Consider the following 15,421-nt stretch of genomic DNA (forward strand, 5'->3'; position numbering starts at 1 on the left):
ATCCTCACCAGCATCTGTATGATTATAAGCTATAATAAACTCAGTCAACTTGCTATAAGATGTGATTCCCGAGAACTTGGGATCACCTACATTGTTTTGTGATCTGAGTTGTAGCTACTTTTTTTGAGCTTTGTTATTTTCTTATTATTCTACTACTCCTATCTCATAAGGAGTCTCTGTTTTTAGTACCGCCAATGATGAGCACTCATACTTACTCCGGTATGACGTATCGCATCACCACTTTGATAAATGCAAGGACATAATCCTACATAACCTGCTAGGTGTTTGATACAACGAAATCTACGCAAATTTCCCAGCTCACTTAGTATACCACTAGCAACAATAGGACCAATACCTGGTATGTTGCGTTGTAGCAGTTTTTTGTGTGTTCATATCTTTTGATTTTAATACATCATTAAAGATACTCGACAAGCTGCTTTTACATAGATGCTATAATTAATATGGGTTTTTGGTACTTAACCCAATGTTTAAAACTTATAACCAAGTCCACCAAATCTTTTGATTTGTTTTATAAATGAAAAGATAAAAGCAAAATATTTATATTTGACTTAATACCAATCCGAAACGTATTGCTTATAACCTGCCCTATGTTTCTTATACTGAACGTTAGCATTAATTAAAAAGAAATGAAGTTAATCATAGTAAAATTTTTAATCATCATTTTACTTGTTTCCTGTAAAAAGAAAGAAAAAGAGAACTCTACTATTGTAAAAGAAATTGTCAATTCGGAAAGAATTATTGCTGAGAATTTAAACTCTTATTGCTTTTATAAACTTGACGACAAATATTCAACAGAAAAGGATAGTCTAATTATTAGTAACTGGCTAAAAGAAAAGTCTCAAATAATACTAAAAAATGATTCTATACATAATATCTTTCAACGAAATGGTGGTGGACCAAATGGAGCTGAATGGAACCCAGCAACTGACTTATTCATTGCTGTCTTAACATCTACCAATGTGCCCACGAAAGCCCCAAAAATATATCTCAATGGGAAATTGCACAAAAATCAAGTTTATAAATACAGTCCTAATTTAATCTGGTATAAAGTAAAATATAATGTTTGGAAACAAAAGGTTAAGGATATTGAACCTGAAGACATTCAAAAAATGTTTTCAGCTGAGTTTTTAAATGGTGTTAAAAATGGGGAGTTTAAACCAATTGTTGCTTTGGATTATGGAGAAGTCCTAAGATTTGACATTTCATATAAAAAGAATAGAATAACAAAACATTTCCACGCAACATATGGTGAGTAAAACTAATGCTAACGTCTCGGCTATGATTAATAAGGGTTTCGGTGCTTAACCCAAAAATTTAGAGCTTTTAACTAAGTCCGCCAAATCTTTTGATTTGGCTTTAAAACGAAAAGATAAAATAAAAAGTTTTGGCTAAGTGCGCAATCAAAAGTCTATTACTTTTAATTCCCGCACTAATCATAGCCGAGATGTTAGCATAAGTATGGTAGATTAAACAGACATAATTTGTAACCTATTATCAAATCTCTTCGTCACAAATAAAAACCACATGATGAGATTAAACAAAATTAAATTAGTATTTATTGCATTAACCCTATTGACGGCCTCTGTCACTTTATGTCAAGAAAGAAATGAGAGTTTCCAAAAAGAAGCCAACGAGTATTTTAAAAAGACCATTAATAAATTAGGAATTCCCGGGATTGCAGTTGTTGTAACACAAGGAACTAAAACGATTATGGCAGAAGGGTATGGATTTGCTGATGTTGAAAATCAATTGATAGCAAACAGCAAAACTAATTACTATATAGCTTCTGCTACCAAATCGTTTACCGCTCTGTTGGCTGTTATAATGGATGATGAGGGAATCTTAAAATTAAACGATCCACTTCAAAAACACTTTCCTGATTTAAAAATTGATTCAACTCTTAACCTAGCAACGATAAAAGTTAGAGATTTATTAACACACACTTCTGGTATTGAGAATGATCCAATTGGATGGCGTGTTGCATTTTCTGGAGATCATAATCAATCAATGCTTCTTGAATTGATGAAATATTCTAAGCCCAACAAGGCAGGTTATGGCAATTATAATTATTCTAATATTGGTTACAATATCTATACTATAATTCTAGAAAAAGCAACTGGTAAATCTTGGAAAAACTGGATGCAAGAAAAAATATTTAACCCGTTAGAAATGAATCATACTACTGCATTTATTTCTCGAGCTGAAAAAGAGAATTGGGTATTGGCAAGGCCATACATAGTTATTGATTCAGTAAACAGGATAACTCTTGAAAAGAAAGACAATACAATGCAATCGGCTGGCGGTATAATTATTACTCCAGATGACATGGCCAAATGGCTAAAATTTCAAGTCGGAAAAGGTAAGTTAAATGGAAAACAAATATTTCCTAAAAGCATGATAATTACCTCTCAGCAAGAATTAGTAAATATATCAGATTCCAAACGCTTATTTCAACCAACTCATTACGGTTTTGGATGGTTACTTGGAAAACATGAAACCAATAAAGTTATTCATCATTTTGGTGGATTTGCTGGTTTTTCAACACATGTGTCATTTATGCCTGATAAACAGATAGGGGTAGCAATCATGGTTAATGAAGCTATTACTGGTACTAAATTGATGCATATAATAGCAACTTATATTTATGATTATTTCCTAGAAAAAAAAGAATGGAATGATTATGATGAAACAATAAATACCTTTGCCGAAAGACTAAATGAGGGAAGAGAAATGATGAGCAACAGTATAGCTAAAACAAACAATCGTCCATGGTTGTTAACTTTGCCGCCTGTAAAATACTCAGGTTCGTATGAATCTGATGAATACGGAATTTTGACCATTGAAGAAAGCATCTTTGGATTAAAAGTTACTTCCGGAAATTTACAGTGTTTTTCAACGCCATATAAAATTGAAGATTCGATTAGAGTAGAGTTAATTCCCGGTAGTGGTCAGGTTATTCAGTTCCTTAAAGAAAATCAAGAAATCTCTGGAATTAAATATGATGGAATATATTTCACAAAGATCAAATAAAATACGTTTGCTTAAATAATTGCTAGTTCTAGACTATCTATGAAAGTCCTCGCGGACTTTCTATCTGTAATTTATTTGCTAACTTCAGTTGCTTAAACCACGCAACTGATCTTATATTAACGCGTTGTAGGGCATTAAAACTAATTAAATATGAAGAACTTATCTTTTTACATAATAGCTTTAATATTATTGGCTAGCTGTCAAACTTCATCAAAAAAAGAAGATATAACTCAAATTGCACCTCAGAAGATGCAAACTTTTCCTAATAAATTATCGGGATCAACTATTTATGAAGTGAATATCAGGCAATTTACACCCGAAGGCACCATTGAAGCATTCTTAAATCACCTACCCAGACTCAAAGATTTAGGTGTAGATGTACTTTGGTTGATGCCTATTCACCCTATTAGCGAAACAAACCGAAAGGGAACGTTGGGAAGTTATTACGCACCGCAAGACTATAAAGGGGTAAATCCTGAATTTGGGACGATCGATGATTTTAAGAACCTGCTGAATAAAGCACATGAGATGGGATTCTATCTGATACTAGACTGGGTGCCTAATCATACAGGCAGAGATCACCCTTGGATAACTGAACATCCTGAGTACTATGTAAGGGATGAAAATGGAGATGTTATTTACGAGTCTATGAGTCCGGAAGATGTTTGGTGGGATACTGCCCTGTTAGATAATTCAAATCCAGATACTCGCAAAGCTATGATAAATGCAATGCGGTTTTGGGTAGATCTAGGAGTAGATGGATTTAGGCTTGATCACGGTTGTGGGGATAAAATACCGCTGTACCTATGGGAAGAAGCGAGAGCAGAGCTTGATCCCATCAAGGACTTATTCTGGTTAGCGGAATGTGGGCATGAAACATTTATTCTTGATGGAAGTTATGCCGACCAATTTGAAGTAGCAATGAGAGATGTCGTAGCAGAAGAAAAACCAGCAGATGCTCTGATGCAGTGGATTGAAGATGATATGTTCAAGTACGGTCGCACGGCCTATCGAATGACTTACACCTCCAATCATGATTTGAATTCTTGGGTAGGCACTACTTTTGAACGATTTGGGAATGGGCATAAAACATTTGCTGCATTTGTGTTCACGGCTTACGGTTTTCCTCTTATTTTAAGTGGTCAGGAAGTTGGTCTCTCAAAAAGGTTAGAATTTTTTGAAAGAGACCCTATCGACTGGACTGATTCTTTGAGTTTACAACCATTTTATAAGTCATTAGTAAGTTTAAAAAAAGAAAATCCAGCGATTTGGGCAGGAGACGCCGGTGGGTTTCCAGTTACCATTGAAGAAAATGAAAATGTGGTTGGATTTATACGACAGATAGAAGGTAATACTGTTATTGGAATCTTTAATCTCTCCAAAAATGCTCAAGACGTTAAGATTACAAATAATGAAGTTTTTGGTTCATATTCTGATTATTTTACTGGAGAACAATACGAAATTAATGATAAACCTTTGAATGTAAGGCCTTGGGAATACCTTATATTTACCGAGTAAACGTTCTACAACAACATAGCCTATGTAAAGCCCTTTCCCAAGTCCTAAGTTATAAAAATACCATATTTTCTGTTTTTAATTAACTCATATTGAGATTTTATATTGTTGGAATGATCCAGTCTAAACTATCAAAAAAGTCTGTAGCTGTATGAATTTTCTCGCTTTGCTTGTGTACCTCAATACCAATAAATAACTTTCAGTATGTAGCATCCTTTGTTTTCATAATAAATAAAATGATAGTAGTTTTATTATACTAACTTAGGACGCTGCTTTTATATTTTCCTACAACCAATCACTTGGTTATCGAATACTTATGAAAATTCTAGCGGATGGCTATCTGGTTTGTATTTACTAAATTAGTTGCTCAACCACGCAACCAACAATACACAAAACGTTATAAACAATTGGAAAAACTAAAATGAACAGAAAAATAGAATGGATTTATTTAATACTCATATTGACTCTAAACTTTTCTTGTGCAGATCACAAATCAACCGAAAAAAAAGTAATTAAACCAGAATTGGTAAATACCTCACAAAGCGACACTTTAAAATTTGCTTCGGGAATACGTTCTATCTTTCAAGACAGTAATGGCAATTATTGGCTTGGAAGTCATAACGAAGGCGTATGCTATTATGATGGAAAAAGATTCGAATACTTTACAACTAATGATGGTTTACCAGACAATCAAATCCGTTTAATTCAAGAAGATAAAAACGGAACAATTTGGATTGGAACTGCCAAAGGTGTGTGTAGCTACAATGGAAAAAAAATTATAAATTATTTGACTGAATCTAATTATCCAAAATTAGATTGGAATGCTACAACTGGAAACTTATGGTTTTATGCTGGAGAAGAAGATGGAGTAATTCGTTTTGACGGAGTGAATATGCACTATTTAATTTTCCCAAAACCTAAAAATGATAACCCGAATAAATCTTATGGTGTTACTGATATAACAAAGGATAAAGGCGGTAAAGTTTGGATCGCAACGTATTCAGCATTATTCAATTACGATGGAAAAATGACAAATGTTTTTGACCGTAAAAATCTGAAAGTTAAAGACAATGAAGTGCTACATATAAGAAGTGTTTTAGCAGATTCAAAAGATCGAATCTGGATAGGGAATAATGGAATTGGTGTAATACTTAAAAATGGAGACTCTATTACTCATTTCTCCAAAGAACAGAGAAAACTAATTCCAATGGATGAATTTGAAAGGAACACTAAAACAGAACAATTTGCTAAAAATACAGGAATACAATCCGTTTTTGCCATTGAAGAAGATGCAGAAGGAAATATTTGGTTTGGAGATAGAGACTCAGGAGCTTGGAAATATGACGGTAAGACTTTAACAAACTATCCAATCAATGAAAAACTTTTAAAACCAATGATTTGGAGTATATATAAAGACAATACAAACAATTTACTTTTTGGAATGGCAGATGGTGGAGTTTATAAATTTAACGGAAAGTCATTTGATAAAATGTTTTGAAAAATAAAATACGAACGCACAACAAAAAACTAAGATAATAAACAAATGATTTTTCAATTATGTATAGCTAGAGTGCTTCTATAGTTTGAATCATAAGGTAGTTCGTTTTTCTCAAACACAAAAGCTTGTTTTAATAGTTTATTACACACTGTGATAAATTTCTAATCTCTTACCTGAGTCTTCCTCTCGCTTTGTTCGTTGGAGACAAGTAGCTACAATTCTATCAAAAAGTGCTTTACTAGCTTGATTATATTTACACGTATTGAAACTGCGCATAAATAGTAAATTTCTTAATTTTGGGTTGACCATTTTACTCATTAGTAGTCGTATGTTCACTTTCTTTCCAGATTGCCTTATTACAGATGTAATTCCAGCATAATTACACAACTCCTTAGGCTATAAAACGATTTAAACCATCGGTAAATACCAGTAGTATTAATGTTATTTTGTCTCCGATTGCAGGTATGGTTTTTAATAAAGTCAATGCTTCCTGACATTCATATTTTACGTTATTCAGTAATTTTTCTTCTAGAATGACATTCCCTCTTTAGTACTTTTTAGTTGTCTGTTTAAAAAATCTTAAAACATCTTTTGATGGAAATCCTAAAACTTACTCACCATGGATTTTATTCTCTAATTGAGTCATTTGTTTTACATAAATACTCAATAAACATGATAGTTGTAAGTGCTCCTGCTGAGTTTTAGATGGACCAAACCACAAGTTAGGTTTACAATCAACACCCTAAGCTTGCATTATTCTTAACTGTCTTAATTTTGATAATTACATCTGAATGTAATACTTAATCTTTAGTGGATTAACCATGGTAACCGTTGCACAAGCCTCTAAAAAATCATAAATCAATCAATAATCTTGAGTTGAAGCCCTGACTTTCTAAAGTGATATATTAATAACTAATTTAATACAACTTTCGCTACCCCCTTTATTTCAATCCTTAAAAGGCATTTTAATCGAAAAATGTGAGCTAAATACGTTTCTACTTTACTTAGTGGGTTTTTCTTAGAGAATTTCAGATATTTCTTCAGATTATATGCTATTGCAGCCAAATGCATTACTGATCATTCCCCATCTTTTAGACAGGTTTTGTATTAAATTAAGTATATTGTTATACGAAAGGGAGCGCTTTTTTAATCCACGACTGCCCATGCAAGAACCTTTGGCAATAAACGAAATGAAAAAATTAAAAAACTGTATTTTAAGTCAAATCGTTATTGAGAAAAATTCAATGGATAATATTCTTTCAGTTTTTGAGCCATTAGAACTAACTAAAGGAGAGTTCTTTCTCAAATCTGGTAAAATTTGTCGAAAAATGGCATTTATTGAATCTGGATATATGAGAATGTATGACATAGTAGACGGAAAAGAAATAACATTATGGATTGGTAGTGATGGTAAATTCATAACCTCACTTTCAAGCTTCATTTTTGAGACAGACAATAATTGGAATATTCAGGCAATTACGGACTGTAAACTTTACATTATCAACCGAAAAAATCATTTTGAACTTAATAGAACGGAGCCTAAATGGTTAGAATTTGACAATCTTATATTAGCGAATTCTTTTGCTTTACTAGAAAAAAATATGTTTTCGCAACTACATACTACAGCAAAACAAAGGTTTCTGAGTTTACTTGATGAAGAACCTGAACTTTTTAAAAATGTTCCCTTACAATTTATAGCCTCTATGTTAGGTATTACACCAGAGTCATTAAGTAGACTAAGAAAAATGAATTAACTATCATTTGTCAAGAGAGATTAAAGTTTGTTTACAGAAATTTACACAAACAAAATTTCAAACAAATGAATAAATTACAAAAAGCTTTAAAAATCAATGCTTTATTCTCAAGCACATCAGGTGTAATAATGATTTTATTAAATCACCAAATTGCAAAATTATTTGGAACAAACAATAATTCCATTTTTTGGATAGTTGGATTAATACTTATGTACTTTGCGCTTACTATCTGGTATGAAATTACGAAACAAAGAAAACTCGCTGTAATTTGGATTGTTATTCAAGACTATATTTGGGTTTTAGGAAGTTTAATTCTAATAATATTTAATCCCTTTGGAATTACATTAACAGGAAAATTGATAATTGGAACTATAGCGTTAATCGTTTTATATATGGGAATAAATCAAATGAAAGGATTAAAAAAAACTTATGCCAACACCTACACGTAATACTGCTGGTAGCGTAGTGCTATCCTTTTACACCTTTAGTGTAAAACCTAACAAAATGACTAAAATAAAGTTGTTAATAAAGGCCTTTGTCTATTTGTGTGATGATGATGAAAACGAAACTGTTCAGAATGAACCTATAAAGAAAGGTTTGACTGATTTTTCATTAATTGAAAAAGACCTAAGGCATATACTTGGTTCTTTAATTATTTATATAAAAGAAATAAATGATCTTTATCCAGATGAACAAACAAATGTGATTTATAAGAATGATAATCGGCTTGAAAGGCTTTGCTTGTTCAAAAAGACCTCCAAATTTTTAATTTAGCTTTAGCAACCGAAAAGTTAAAAAAACATGAAAAATTAGGCGCTGTTTTGATAAGAAAAATTCGTGCCTTTTTGCACGAGAAGTTTCATAAACAAACGGTAATAATGAAAGTTGTATTCCTATGAAGATGTAACCCTATTTTTAAAAAATAACGAAAACATGAATCAAGTATCTAACAAAACCAACAATAACATGAAAACACCTAACGTCATACCTAATATCTCACCGAAGAAATCCTATCAGAAACCACTACTCCTTATTATAATGGTGAAGTAGACTATGGAGACAGAGCAGAACATTGTTGGAACGGCGATAACGATAACGGAAATCATATTAGTAGGCTGCGATATCACCATATGTTTATCAAAAAATATGTAGATAAGATTCATAAAGTTGCTCCTAAAGATGCCGACTTGAAAAGTTGGAGATGTTGATTTTTCTATATCCAAGTGTTAACTAAAATTTGGTGAAAATCACAAGGTTTTTTTGCACAAAAGAGCGGATTGAAAGACTACAACTTGATTAAAAACTACCCATACCGATAGTAACCGTTACAAAACCATCTAACTCTTTATAAAACGACATGTTGTAATTCCAATGCTGCTCTTATAATTCGATATTCTGCAAATGATCAGAACGTTTAAAAAAACGGGAAACTAAAATCAATTAAAATAATTGAACATACTAAAAACAAACACTTTACCCTTTATTTACAATTAAAAAGTGAATGTCTTTATAATCAACCATTATTCTTATAATAACAGTTGTGTTAGTAAAAGAAACCATCAAAATCTAAAATAATGATTAGATTTTGTAATTATTGCTTCCTTTTTTTAACTCACTTATATAAATCAACAAATTTTGCTTTTGTCAAATAAAAGTCTTAAAAAAATATTTAGTGAGAAAGTCATTGCGTCTCAGGGAATCATTCACAAAGTCTGCAGTATGTATTGTGATAACCCTGAACACAGAAAAGATTTATTTCAGGAAATAGTAATTCAGCTCTGGAAATCTTATCCTTCATTTCGGGGAGACGCTAAATTTTCGACTTGGATGTATCGCGTAGCCATTAATGTAGCTATTCAGGATTTGCGTAAAACTAAAAAAAAGAAGCAACTTTTTTTTCAGACAAATCAATTTAACGACACCTCCGAAGAAAATAAACCTGAGATTCAAAATGAAAAACTGAAACTCATGCACGCTGCCATTGCAAAACTAAACAAAATAGAAAAGGCCATTATAATGTTACATCTAGACGAAAAATCCAACGAAGAAATTGCTGAAATCGTAGGGATTACACAGAACTATGTGCGCGTAAAAATGAACAGGATAAAAATTAAATTATCAAAAACGGTAAAAGAAAAATAAGATGGATTTATTAGAATTAAAATCAGTTTGGAGCACGGTGATTGATGAAACCATCTTGAAAGATAACGTTGATGAATTTATTTTGGAAAAATCCATAAAAAAAGATTCAAAGTCAGTATTAGGTAAAATAGCAAGAGTGATGTATCTAAAGTTTTCGCTAGGCGGTCTTTCACTCGTTTTTTGTATTGCGATGCTTATCGGTTCTTTTATAAATCCGAAACAATTCAGATTCTATGAAACAATTTTTGATATAACAGACAATCGGATTTTTTTGGTAACCGGGACTGTTTTTCTCTCGGCAATGCTTTCCTGGAATTTTAAGGCTTTTCGAGAGATTAAACGTTTTGAGACCAGCACAAGCAATGTAAAAGAATCCCTGAAAAAATTTATCGATCTAATGCAGAAGGCGATACGACTTAATATCTATTTTGGCACCGCTTTTAATGCAATTGCATTGGGTTGGGCATGGTATCTTGTTAACAACAAAAAAGGTTTCATTGAAGAAACATTGCTAATAACTTTAATGATTATTTTAGTAATTATTGTAAGTATCGTTCTTTTCTATTTCCTATCACGCTATGAACAAAAGATCAAATTTGGCAACTATGTAGGTCAACTAAAATCATACCTGAGCGACCTAAATGAAAAATAATTTCATAAAAGTGTAATTCTGATAGCTTTCTTTTAACCTACTGTATAGGTAACAAAATATTTAAGTATGTCTAAAGAAAATAAAATCAGCATCATAAAAATTATAGGAGTGCTTATAATGCTATTAGCTTTTCCGTTAATACCAAACCATTTTCCTTGGTACTACCAAGTAGTACTTTTTAACGTCGGGCTAGTCCTTTTCATATCGACCAAGTGGCATAAACTGAAGAACGAATTAGGTATCAATAAAACACAACAGTAATGAATATATCGAGAACATATAAAGCGTATAACAGCATTCAAAAAACAGGAATCATCATTATTTCGATAGTAAGTGCCAAGACGTTGTTCAAAATTTTTAATATTTTAGAAGCAAGTCATTTTATTGAAGAGGATTTACCTGGTAATATTTTTTTACTAGGTGCATTACTGCTACTCTTGTCTTTTATATCCAAACGGATAATAAGTGGAAAAACAGCTAACAAAGCAACTGTTTTTGTGGTAACACTCTGTACAACTTTTGCTATCACAGCACAAGATTATTCCAAACAGATCAAAGCTTTTGAACAGAGCTTTTCTAAAAAGTCTGTAGTTCCATTGCAAGAGTATATAAGTCCCAACTTAAAATTTGATCCGATTCCTGTCAAAAACACCCTGGTAATTCTTAATAATATCGTTACCAACCTTCCAAAGTTAAATGCAATGCGTATTTTAGAAAGTTCTGAAGGGAAAGCAAAAATAAAATATGATTTTGTAGACTTAGGTATTCGCGAGTCTTATATGTATTTTGATACAGATGGTAGATTTACACGTATTGAACTCATAGAAAACCTGATCAAACAGGAAATAGAAGCACAGAAAAAACTAAAAGAAAGTGTACAACTTCCCAACCCAGGAACGCTGGGTAAAAAATATCAGCCAAAACAGGTAACATTAACTAGTGCAGATGGGCTTTCTGTTCACGCAAACCTCTATCATATAGAAAAACACAAACCTGTTATATTATTATGCCATCAGGCTGGCTATAATCGTTTAGAATATGCAGATATAGCCCCAAAACTTAATGAGATGGGATATAACTGTCTGGCAGTCGACTTGCGCTCTGGCGGAAACTTTGCAGAAAAAACGAACATAACTGCCGAACGAGCCAAGAATGACGGTTTAAAAAATCAAATGGTAGATTCGCAACAAGATATAAAAGCTGCCATTGCCTTTCTAACCAAAGAATACAACCAAAAGGTTATAGTTTGGGGTAGCTCATACTCTTCCAGTCTTGCTTTACTGGAAGCTGTTTCTAATAATAATATTAACGCTGTTATTGCATTTAGTCCCGGTAATTATTTTGGTGAAGATGCACTTTCATTGAGTACAGTGTTCAAAAAGACAAATACCCCATTCTTGGTCACATCTTCAAAAAAAGAAGCTCCGTCATTGACCAGCTTGATAGGAGCTATAAAATTAAATAAAAAACAATCACAGTTTATCCCTCAATCCGAAGGCTTTCACGGCTCCAAGGCAGTATGGACAGGCCAAAAGGGAGCAGTCGAATATTGGGAAGCCATAATAACTTTTTTAAATAAAATTTAGTATGATAACAGTATCTTGGTCCACCGTAAAAAAGAATTTCAAAAAAAGAAAAGGTTGGATTACCACAGGGAACACACTTTTTTTCTCAGGTATTCTATCTTTTAGTAATCACCCCGACTGGGGTATTTGGTGTGCTGCCATAGGATTTTTGATTACTGCCGTTAGCCTGTTAAAAAAATAAAATTATGAAAAATAATCTTTCACATTTTGCTATTTATGTTACCATAATAATCACTGAGCACTTCGGTAATGCCCAGTGATGTCTAAGATCCTTATAAAACTACGTGCTTATGAACGTGGTTTTGTTTTAAAATTGATTTTGTGTAACTTTAAAAAATAAGTAAAAAATAACCTTTGAATTGAACGTTCAATTCGGTGGGTATATATCTACTGGATGATACACACATGTTGTAGCATATCGAGAAATGAGTAACGAAACCCCAAAATATATCGGAGATTTATTAGAAAGGTATGAATTAGGAGAACGTGAATTCCCAAACTGTGATTTTGAAGAACATGAGAATCTTCAACATCTGACTTTAGATAATTCAAATCTAGAAGGTTCATCATTTTTTAGCGCTGACTTTACCGGAACTAGTTTTCGGAATTGTAACTTGACAAATTGTGGATTTAAATGCTGTAAATTTCAAAATGTTGACTTTGAAAATGCTGATTTGAGTGGATGCTTATTGAGTGGTGCAGAATTTACAAACTGTAATTTATTAAATGTCAAGTTTGACGGAGCGGAATGGTACGGAAATATAATCTCAACGGAGGATTTTCTGAAAAGAATATATAAATAGAATATGCTACAACAATATACAGGTGATCATAGTAGCTAAGTTCGTGTATATTTGGTAAGGCGCAATGCTTGCAACAAGAAAAGGTTAGCAACCAATGTGCAAGAAATTCGAAAAGCAAGATAACATTTGACACAGCTACGACACGTATAAAAAATGAAGATAACCGCATTGACAATACTTTTACTTCTATGTTTCTCGTGTAAAGAAAGAAGTCAAGTAACAAAGAATGAAAAACAAAAAACTGACAATAATGAAGTTGTAAAACCTGAATTTCAGTTAATTATTGATTCTTCTGATGTTTTAGGTTCAATATTAATTTACGATTTAAACAAGGATATATATTATTCAAATGACTTTGAATGGTCCAACAGGGGAAATTTACCGGCATCTACATTCAAAGTCGCAAATTCAATTATCGGACTTGAAACTGGTGTGATTGCAAATGATAGTGTCATATTTAAATGGGATGGGAAAAAGAAATGGTTAAAAAATTGGGAACAAGACCTAATTCTCAGAGATGCTTTTCAATTTTCTTGTGTTCATTGTTATCAAGAAGTGGCAAGAAAAGTCGGTTCAGAAAGAATGAATGATTATGTATCAAAACTTAACTATGGAGATCTGGAAATTGACGCTACTAACATCGATAAATTTTGGTTGGAAGGAAAATCAAAAATAAGTCAGATGCAACAAATCGACTTCCTGAAAAGACTCTACAACCATGAACTTCCTATTTCTAAAAGAACTGAGAGTATAATGCGAAATATTATGCTCATTGAAGAAACTGACCAATATAAACTTAGCGGAAAATCTGGTTTATCAAATACTAACGAAGAATATAATGGATGGTTTGTTGGGTTTGTTGAACTTAAAAATAACACATACTTATTTGCCACAAATCTGGAACCTAAAAAAGAATTTGATTTCGATTCTTTTATTAAAAAAAGATTGGGTTTAACTCTACTCGCCCTTAGAGAATTGAATGTTATAAAATAAATACTGGTGCTAAAAATGCTATATTTAGTTTAGGTTTTGTGCTTAACCCAAAGTGTTGAGCTTTTTACCAAGCCCGTCAAATCTTTTTGATTTGGCTTTAGAATAAAATGATAAAACAAAATAAAAGTTTTGACCAAGTGCTTAATCGGAAAGTAAGTATTTTTAATTCCCATAATAACCATATACAAATACTTTATAGGTAATTACTTTCCCAGATTTAGCATATATAGACAAACTAATACGTATGGTAAAAAAGTATATAACGTCTTGATCAACTCAGATGAAGTTACATTTAGTTATGCATCCGTTAATCACATTTGAACACACATGTTTCTTTGGTTCACTATGTAGATACAGAAGTGAAGACAAGTAAGATTTACATGACCAAAAATGTGGATAATGTGATATCCTTTACACATATTTTTAGCAACAGAGAAATCGATGACACACATCTAAAAATCAATGGTGATATCGTGGCTACCTACATGATTAAGGTTAACTGCAAAAATCCGACACTTATTTAACCAAAAATTTAGTATCTTCTATTTTTTAAATTTGAGCTAATGAAAAAGACGTACAATCAAGATGAGCGTATTGCAAAAATGAAATTTGCATCAGTATATCCGTATTATGTAATCAAAGTTGAAAAGAAACACAGAACCAAAGGATAGCTCCATTAAGCAATTGAATGGCTAACTGGTTATAATGAAAAAAAAACTGCAAGAACTCATTGATCAAAAAGTAACTTTTGAAACCTTTTTTGATAACGCTAGTATCAATACTAATGCACAATTGATTAAGGGTGTGATTTACGGATATCGTGTAGAAGAAATCGAAAATACACTAACCCAACAGGTACGGTATCTCGATAAATTGGTAGATGAACTGGCAAAAGACCGAAAGATAGAAAAAATTTTAAGGGTTGCTTAAGCGAACCTCGAATTGTTATCGCTCCAGAAAATCATCTTTATAAAACTATCTAAGTATGACTAAAATCGAATTGTTAGTCGAAACGCTAAAAAAGAAGCCAAAACAACTGTTTTTAATTGATGGATTAGGAGCCTTGCTAACCCTGTTTTTTCTTATTGCAATGTCAACTATATTTCAGGAATATATCGGAATGCCAGAAACAGCGCTTTACTTTTTAGCTATGATAGCACTCATATATACTGTATATTCCTTCAGTTGTTATTATTTACTAAATCCGAGAAATTGGAAACCTTTACTAAAGATCATAGCTTTTGCTAATCTGGTATATTGTTTTCTAACTATTGGATGCACGTATCATTTTTATCAGAGTTTAACCACTTTAGGACTATTCTACTTCATCTTGGAAATTCTCCTAGTATTGGTATTAATTTATTTAGAATTTATAACTGCTACATCTTACAATAAAATTACAAACTAATAATTCTCTATTTTAGAGA

At 32.1% G+C, this 15,421-nt stretch carries 18 protein-coding genes and 1 pseudogene; 17 read left to right on the plus strand and 2 right to left on the minus strand.

Features of this window, described 5'->3' with window-relative positions:
* Window positions 1-182 precede the first annotated feature (182 nt).
* Window positions 183-377 (minus strand): transposase, encoded by a 195-nt coding sequence (locus ACWGOQ_RS20475; RefSeq protein ID WP_452059714.1) that lies wholly within the window; start codon window positions 375-377, stop codon window positions 183-185.
* 270 nt (window positions 378-647) lie between these two features.
* On the opposite strand from ACWGOQ_RS20475, the gene ACWGOQ_RS20480 reads away from it, so the two are divergent.
* The 4 genes from ACWGOQ_RS20480 (at window position 648) to ACWGOQ_RS20495 (ending at window position 6,064) form a co-directional block, all read left to right on the plus strand.
* Window positions 648-1,277, plus strand: coding sequence for a hypothetical protein (locus ACWGOQ_RS20480; protein ID WP_452059601.1), 630 nt, complete (start codon window positions 648-650; stop codon window positions 1,275-1,277).
* A 268-nt stretch (window positions 1,278-1,545) separates the two neighbouring features.
* Window positions 1,546-3,051, plus strand: coding sequence for a serine hydrolase domain-containing protein (locus tag ACWGOQ_RS20485; RefSeq protein WP_452059602.1), 1,506 nt, complete (start codon window positions 1,546-1,548; stop codon window positions 3,049-3,051).
* Between the two features lie 150 nt (window positions 3,052-3,201).
* Window positions 3,202-4,569, plus strand: a complete 1,368-nt coding sequence (locus tag ACWGOQ_RS20490; protein ID WP_452059603.1) for an alpha-amylase family glycosyl hydrolase — start codon at window positions 3,202-3,204, stop codon at window positions 4,567-4,569.
* A gap of 418 nt (window positions 4,570-4,987) precedes the next feature.
* Window positions 4,988-6,064, plus strand: a complete 1,077-nt coding sequence (locus tag ACWGOQ_RS20495; RefSeq protein WP_452059604.1) for a ligand-binding sensor domain-containing protein — start codon at window positions 4,988-4,990, stop codon at window positions 6,062-6,064.
* A gap of 141 nt (window positions 6,065-6,205) precedes the next feature.
* On the opposite strand, the gene ACWGOQ_RS20500 is transcribed toward ACWGOQ_RS20495, so the two are convergent.
* On the minus strand, window positions 6,206-6,451 hold the full coding sequence (locus tag ACWGOQ_RS20500; RefSeq protein WP_452059605.1) for a transposase: 246 nt from the start codon (window positions 6,449-6,451) through the stop codon (window positions 6,206-6,208).
* Between the two features lie 857 nt (window positions 6,452-7,308).
* On the opposite strand from ACWGOQ_RS20500, the gene ACWGOQ_RS20505 reads away from it, so the two are divergent.
* The 13 genes and pseudogenes from ACWGOQ_RS20505 to ACWGOQ_RS20565 all read left to right on the plus strand — a co-directional run bounded on the left by ACWGOQ_RS20505 (window position 7,309) and on the right by ACWGOQ_RS20565 (window position 15,402).
* The gene (locus ACWGOQ_RS20505) at window positions 7,309-7,818 is read left to right on the plus strand and encodes a Crp/Fnr family transcriptional regulator (protein WP_452059606.1); all 510 of its coding nucleotides are present in this window, start codon (window positions 7,309-7,311) and stop codon (window positions 7,816-7,818) included.
* Window positions 7,819-7,883: 65 nt separating this feature from the next.
* Window positions 7,884-8,267: a hypothetical protein gene (locus ACWGOQ_RS20510; protein ID WP_452059607.1), complete on the plus strand. Its 384-nt coding sequence runs from the start codon at window positions 7,884-7,886 to the stop codon at window positions 8,265-8,267.
* The gene (locus ACWGOQ_RS20515; RefSeq protein WP_452059608.1) at window positions 8,248-8,592 is read left to right on the plus strand and encodes a hypothetical protein; all 345 of its coding nucleotides are present in this window, start codon (window positions 8,248-8,250) and stop codon (window positions 8,590-8,592) included. The genes ACWGOQ_RS20510 and ACWGOQ_RS20515 overlap by 20 nt, the downstream gene beginning before the upstream one ends.
* A gap of 867 nt (window positions 8,593-9,459) precedes the next feature.
* The gene (locus ACWGOQ_RS20520; RefSeq protein ID WP_452059609.1) at window positions 9,460-9,960 is read left to right on the plus strand and encodes an RNA polymerase sigma factor; all 501 of its coding nucleotides are present in this window, start codon (window positions 9,460-9,462) and stop codon (window positions 9,958-9,960) included.
* Window position 9,961: 1 nt separating this feature from the next.
* Window positions 9,962-10,612 carry a hypothetical protein gene (locus ACWGOQ_RS20525; protein WP_452059610.1) on the plus strand — a complete coding sequence of 217 codons (651 nt, stop codon included), beginning with the start codon at window positions 9,962-9,964 and terminating at the stop codon, window positions 10,610-10,612.
* 66 nt (window positions 10,613-10,678) lie between these two features.
* Complete coding sequence (locus ACWGOQ_RS20530; RefSeq protein WP_452059611.1) at window positions 10,679-10,873, plus strand: hypothetical protein; 195 nt, start codon at window positions 10,679-10,681, stop codon at window positions 10,871-10,873.
* Window positions 10,873-12,198: a dienelactone hydrolase family protein gene (locus ACWGOQ_RS20535; protein WP_452059612.1), complete on the plus strand. Its 1,326-nt coding sequence runs from the start codon at window positions 10,873-10,875 to the stop codon at window positions 12,196-12,198. The genes ACWGOQ_RS20530 and ACWGOQ_RS20535 overlap by 1 nt, the downstream gene beginning before the upstream one ends.
* Window position 12,199: 1 nt before the next feature.
* Window positions 12,200-12,379 carry a hypothetical protein gene (locus ACWGOQ_RS20540; protein ID WP_452059613.1) on the plus strand — a complete coding sequence of 60 codons (180 nt, stop codon included), beginning with the start codon at window positions 12,200-12,202 and terminating at the stop codon, window positions 12,377-12,379.
* Window positions 12,380-12,623: 244 nt separating this feature from the next.
* Entirely contained in the window at window positions 12,624-13,001 is a 378-nt protein-coding gene (locus ACWGOQ_RS20545; RefSeq protein ID WP_452059614.1) for a pentapeptide repeat-containing protein, read from the plus strand.
* 153 nt (window positions 13,002-13,154) lie between these two features.
* Window positions 13,155-13,994 carry a class D beta-lactamase gene (gene blaOXA, locus ACWGOQ_RS20550; protein WP_452059615.1) on the plus strand — a complete coding sequence of 280 codons (840 nt, stop codon included), beginning with the start codon at window positions 13,155-13,157 and terminating at the stop codon, window positions 13,992-13,994.
* A 317-nt stretch (window positions 13,995-14,311) separates the two neighbouring features.
* Window positions 14,312-14,518 carry a hypothetical protein gene (locus ACWGOQ_RS20555; protein ID WP_452059616.1) on the plus strand — a complete coding sequence of 69 codons (207 nt, stop codon included), beginning with the start codon at window positions 14,312-14,314 and terminating at the stop codon, window positions 14,516-14,518.
* 39 nt (window positions 14,519-14,557) lie between these two features.
* Window positions 14,558-14,924 (plus strand): annotated as a pseudogene (locus ACWGOQ_RS20560) (DUF2200 domain-containing protein).
* Window positions 14,925-14,979: 55 nt separating this feature from the next.
* A complete protein-coding gene (locus tag ACWGOQ_RS20565; RefSeq protein ID WP_452059617.1) occupies window positions 14,980-15,402 on the plus strand; it encodes a hypothetical protein in 423 nt (140 codons plus the stop codon).
* Window positions 15,403-15,421: the final 19 nt, after the last annotated feature.

This window comes from Aquimarina ulvae (assembly GCF_053613295.3).

Bases quoted from the DNA above. Each gene is read 5' to 3' on its own strand.
- ACWGOQ_RS20480 (WP_452059601.1), top strand. From the start codon at position 648: ATGAAGTTAATCATAGTAAAATTTTTAATCATCATTTTACTTGTTTCC.
- ACWGOQ_RS20485 (WP_452059602.1), top strand. From the start codon at position 1,546: ATGATGAGATTAAACAAAATTAAATTAGTATTTATTGCATTAACCCTA.
- ACWGOQ_RS20490 (WP_452059603.1), top strand. From the start codon at position 3,202: ATGAAGAACTTATCTTTTTACATAATAGCTTTAATATTATTGGCTAGC.
- ACWGOQ_RS20495 (WP_452059604.1), top strand. From the start codon at position 4,988: ATGAACAGAAAAATAGAATGGATTTATTTAATACTCATATTGACTCTA.
- ACWGOQ_RS20505 (WP_452059606.1), top strand. From the start codon at position 7,309: ATGGATAATATTCTTTCAGTTTTTGAGCCATTAGAACTAACTAAAGGA.
- ACWGOQ_RS20510 (WP_452059607.1), top strand. From the start codon at position 7,884: ATGAATAAATTACAAAAAGCTTTAAAAATCAATGCTTTATTCTCAAGC.
- ACWGOQ_RS20515 (WP_452059608.1), top strand. From the start codon at position 8,248: ATGCCAACACCTACACGTAATACTGCTGGTAGCGTAGTGCTATCCTTT.
- ACWGOQ_RS20525 (WP_452059610.1), top strand. From the start codon at position 9,962: ATGGATTTATTAGAATTAAAATCAGTTTGGAGCACGGTGATTGATGAA.
- ACWGOQ_RS20530 (WP_452059611.1), top strand. From the start codon at position 10,679: ATGTCTAAAGAAAATAAAATCAGCATCATAAAAATTATAGGAGTGCTT.
- ACWGOQ_RS20535 (WP_452059612.1), top strand. From the start codon at position 10,873: ATGAATATATCGAGAACATATAAAGCGTATAACAGCATTCAAAAAACA.
- ACWGOQ_RS20540 (WP_452059613.1), top strand. From the start codon at position 12,200: ATGATAACAGTATCTTGGTCCACCGTAAAAAAGAATTTCAAAAAAAGA.
- ACWGOQ_RS20545 (WP_452059614.1), top strand. From the start codon at position 12,624: ATGAGTAACGAAACCCCAAAATATATCGGAGATTTATTAGAAAGGTAT.
- blaOXA (WP_452059615.1), top strand. From the start codon at position 13,155: ATGAAGATAACCGCATTGACAATACTTTTACTTCTATGTTTCTCGTGT.
- ACWGOQ_RS20565 (WP_452059617.1), top strand. From the start codon at position 14,980: ATGACTAAAATCGAATTGTTAGTCGAAACGCTAAAAAAGAAGCCAAAA.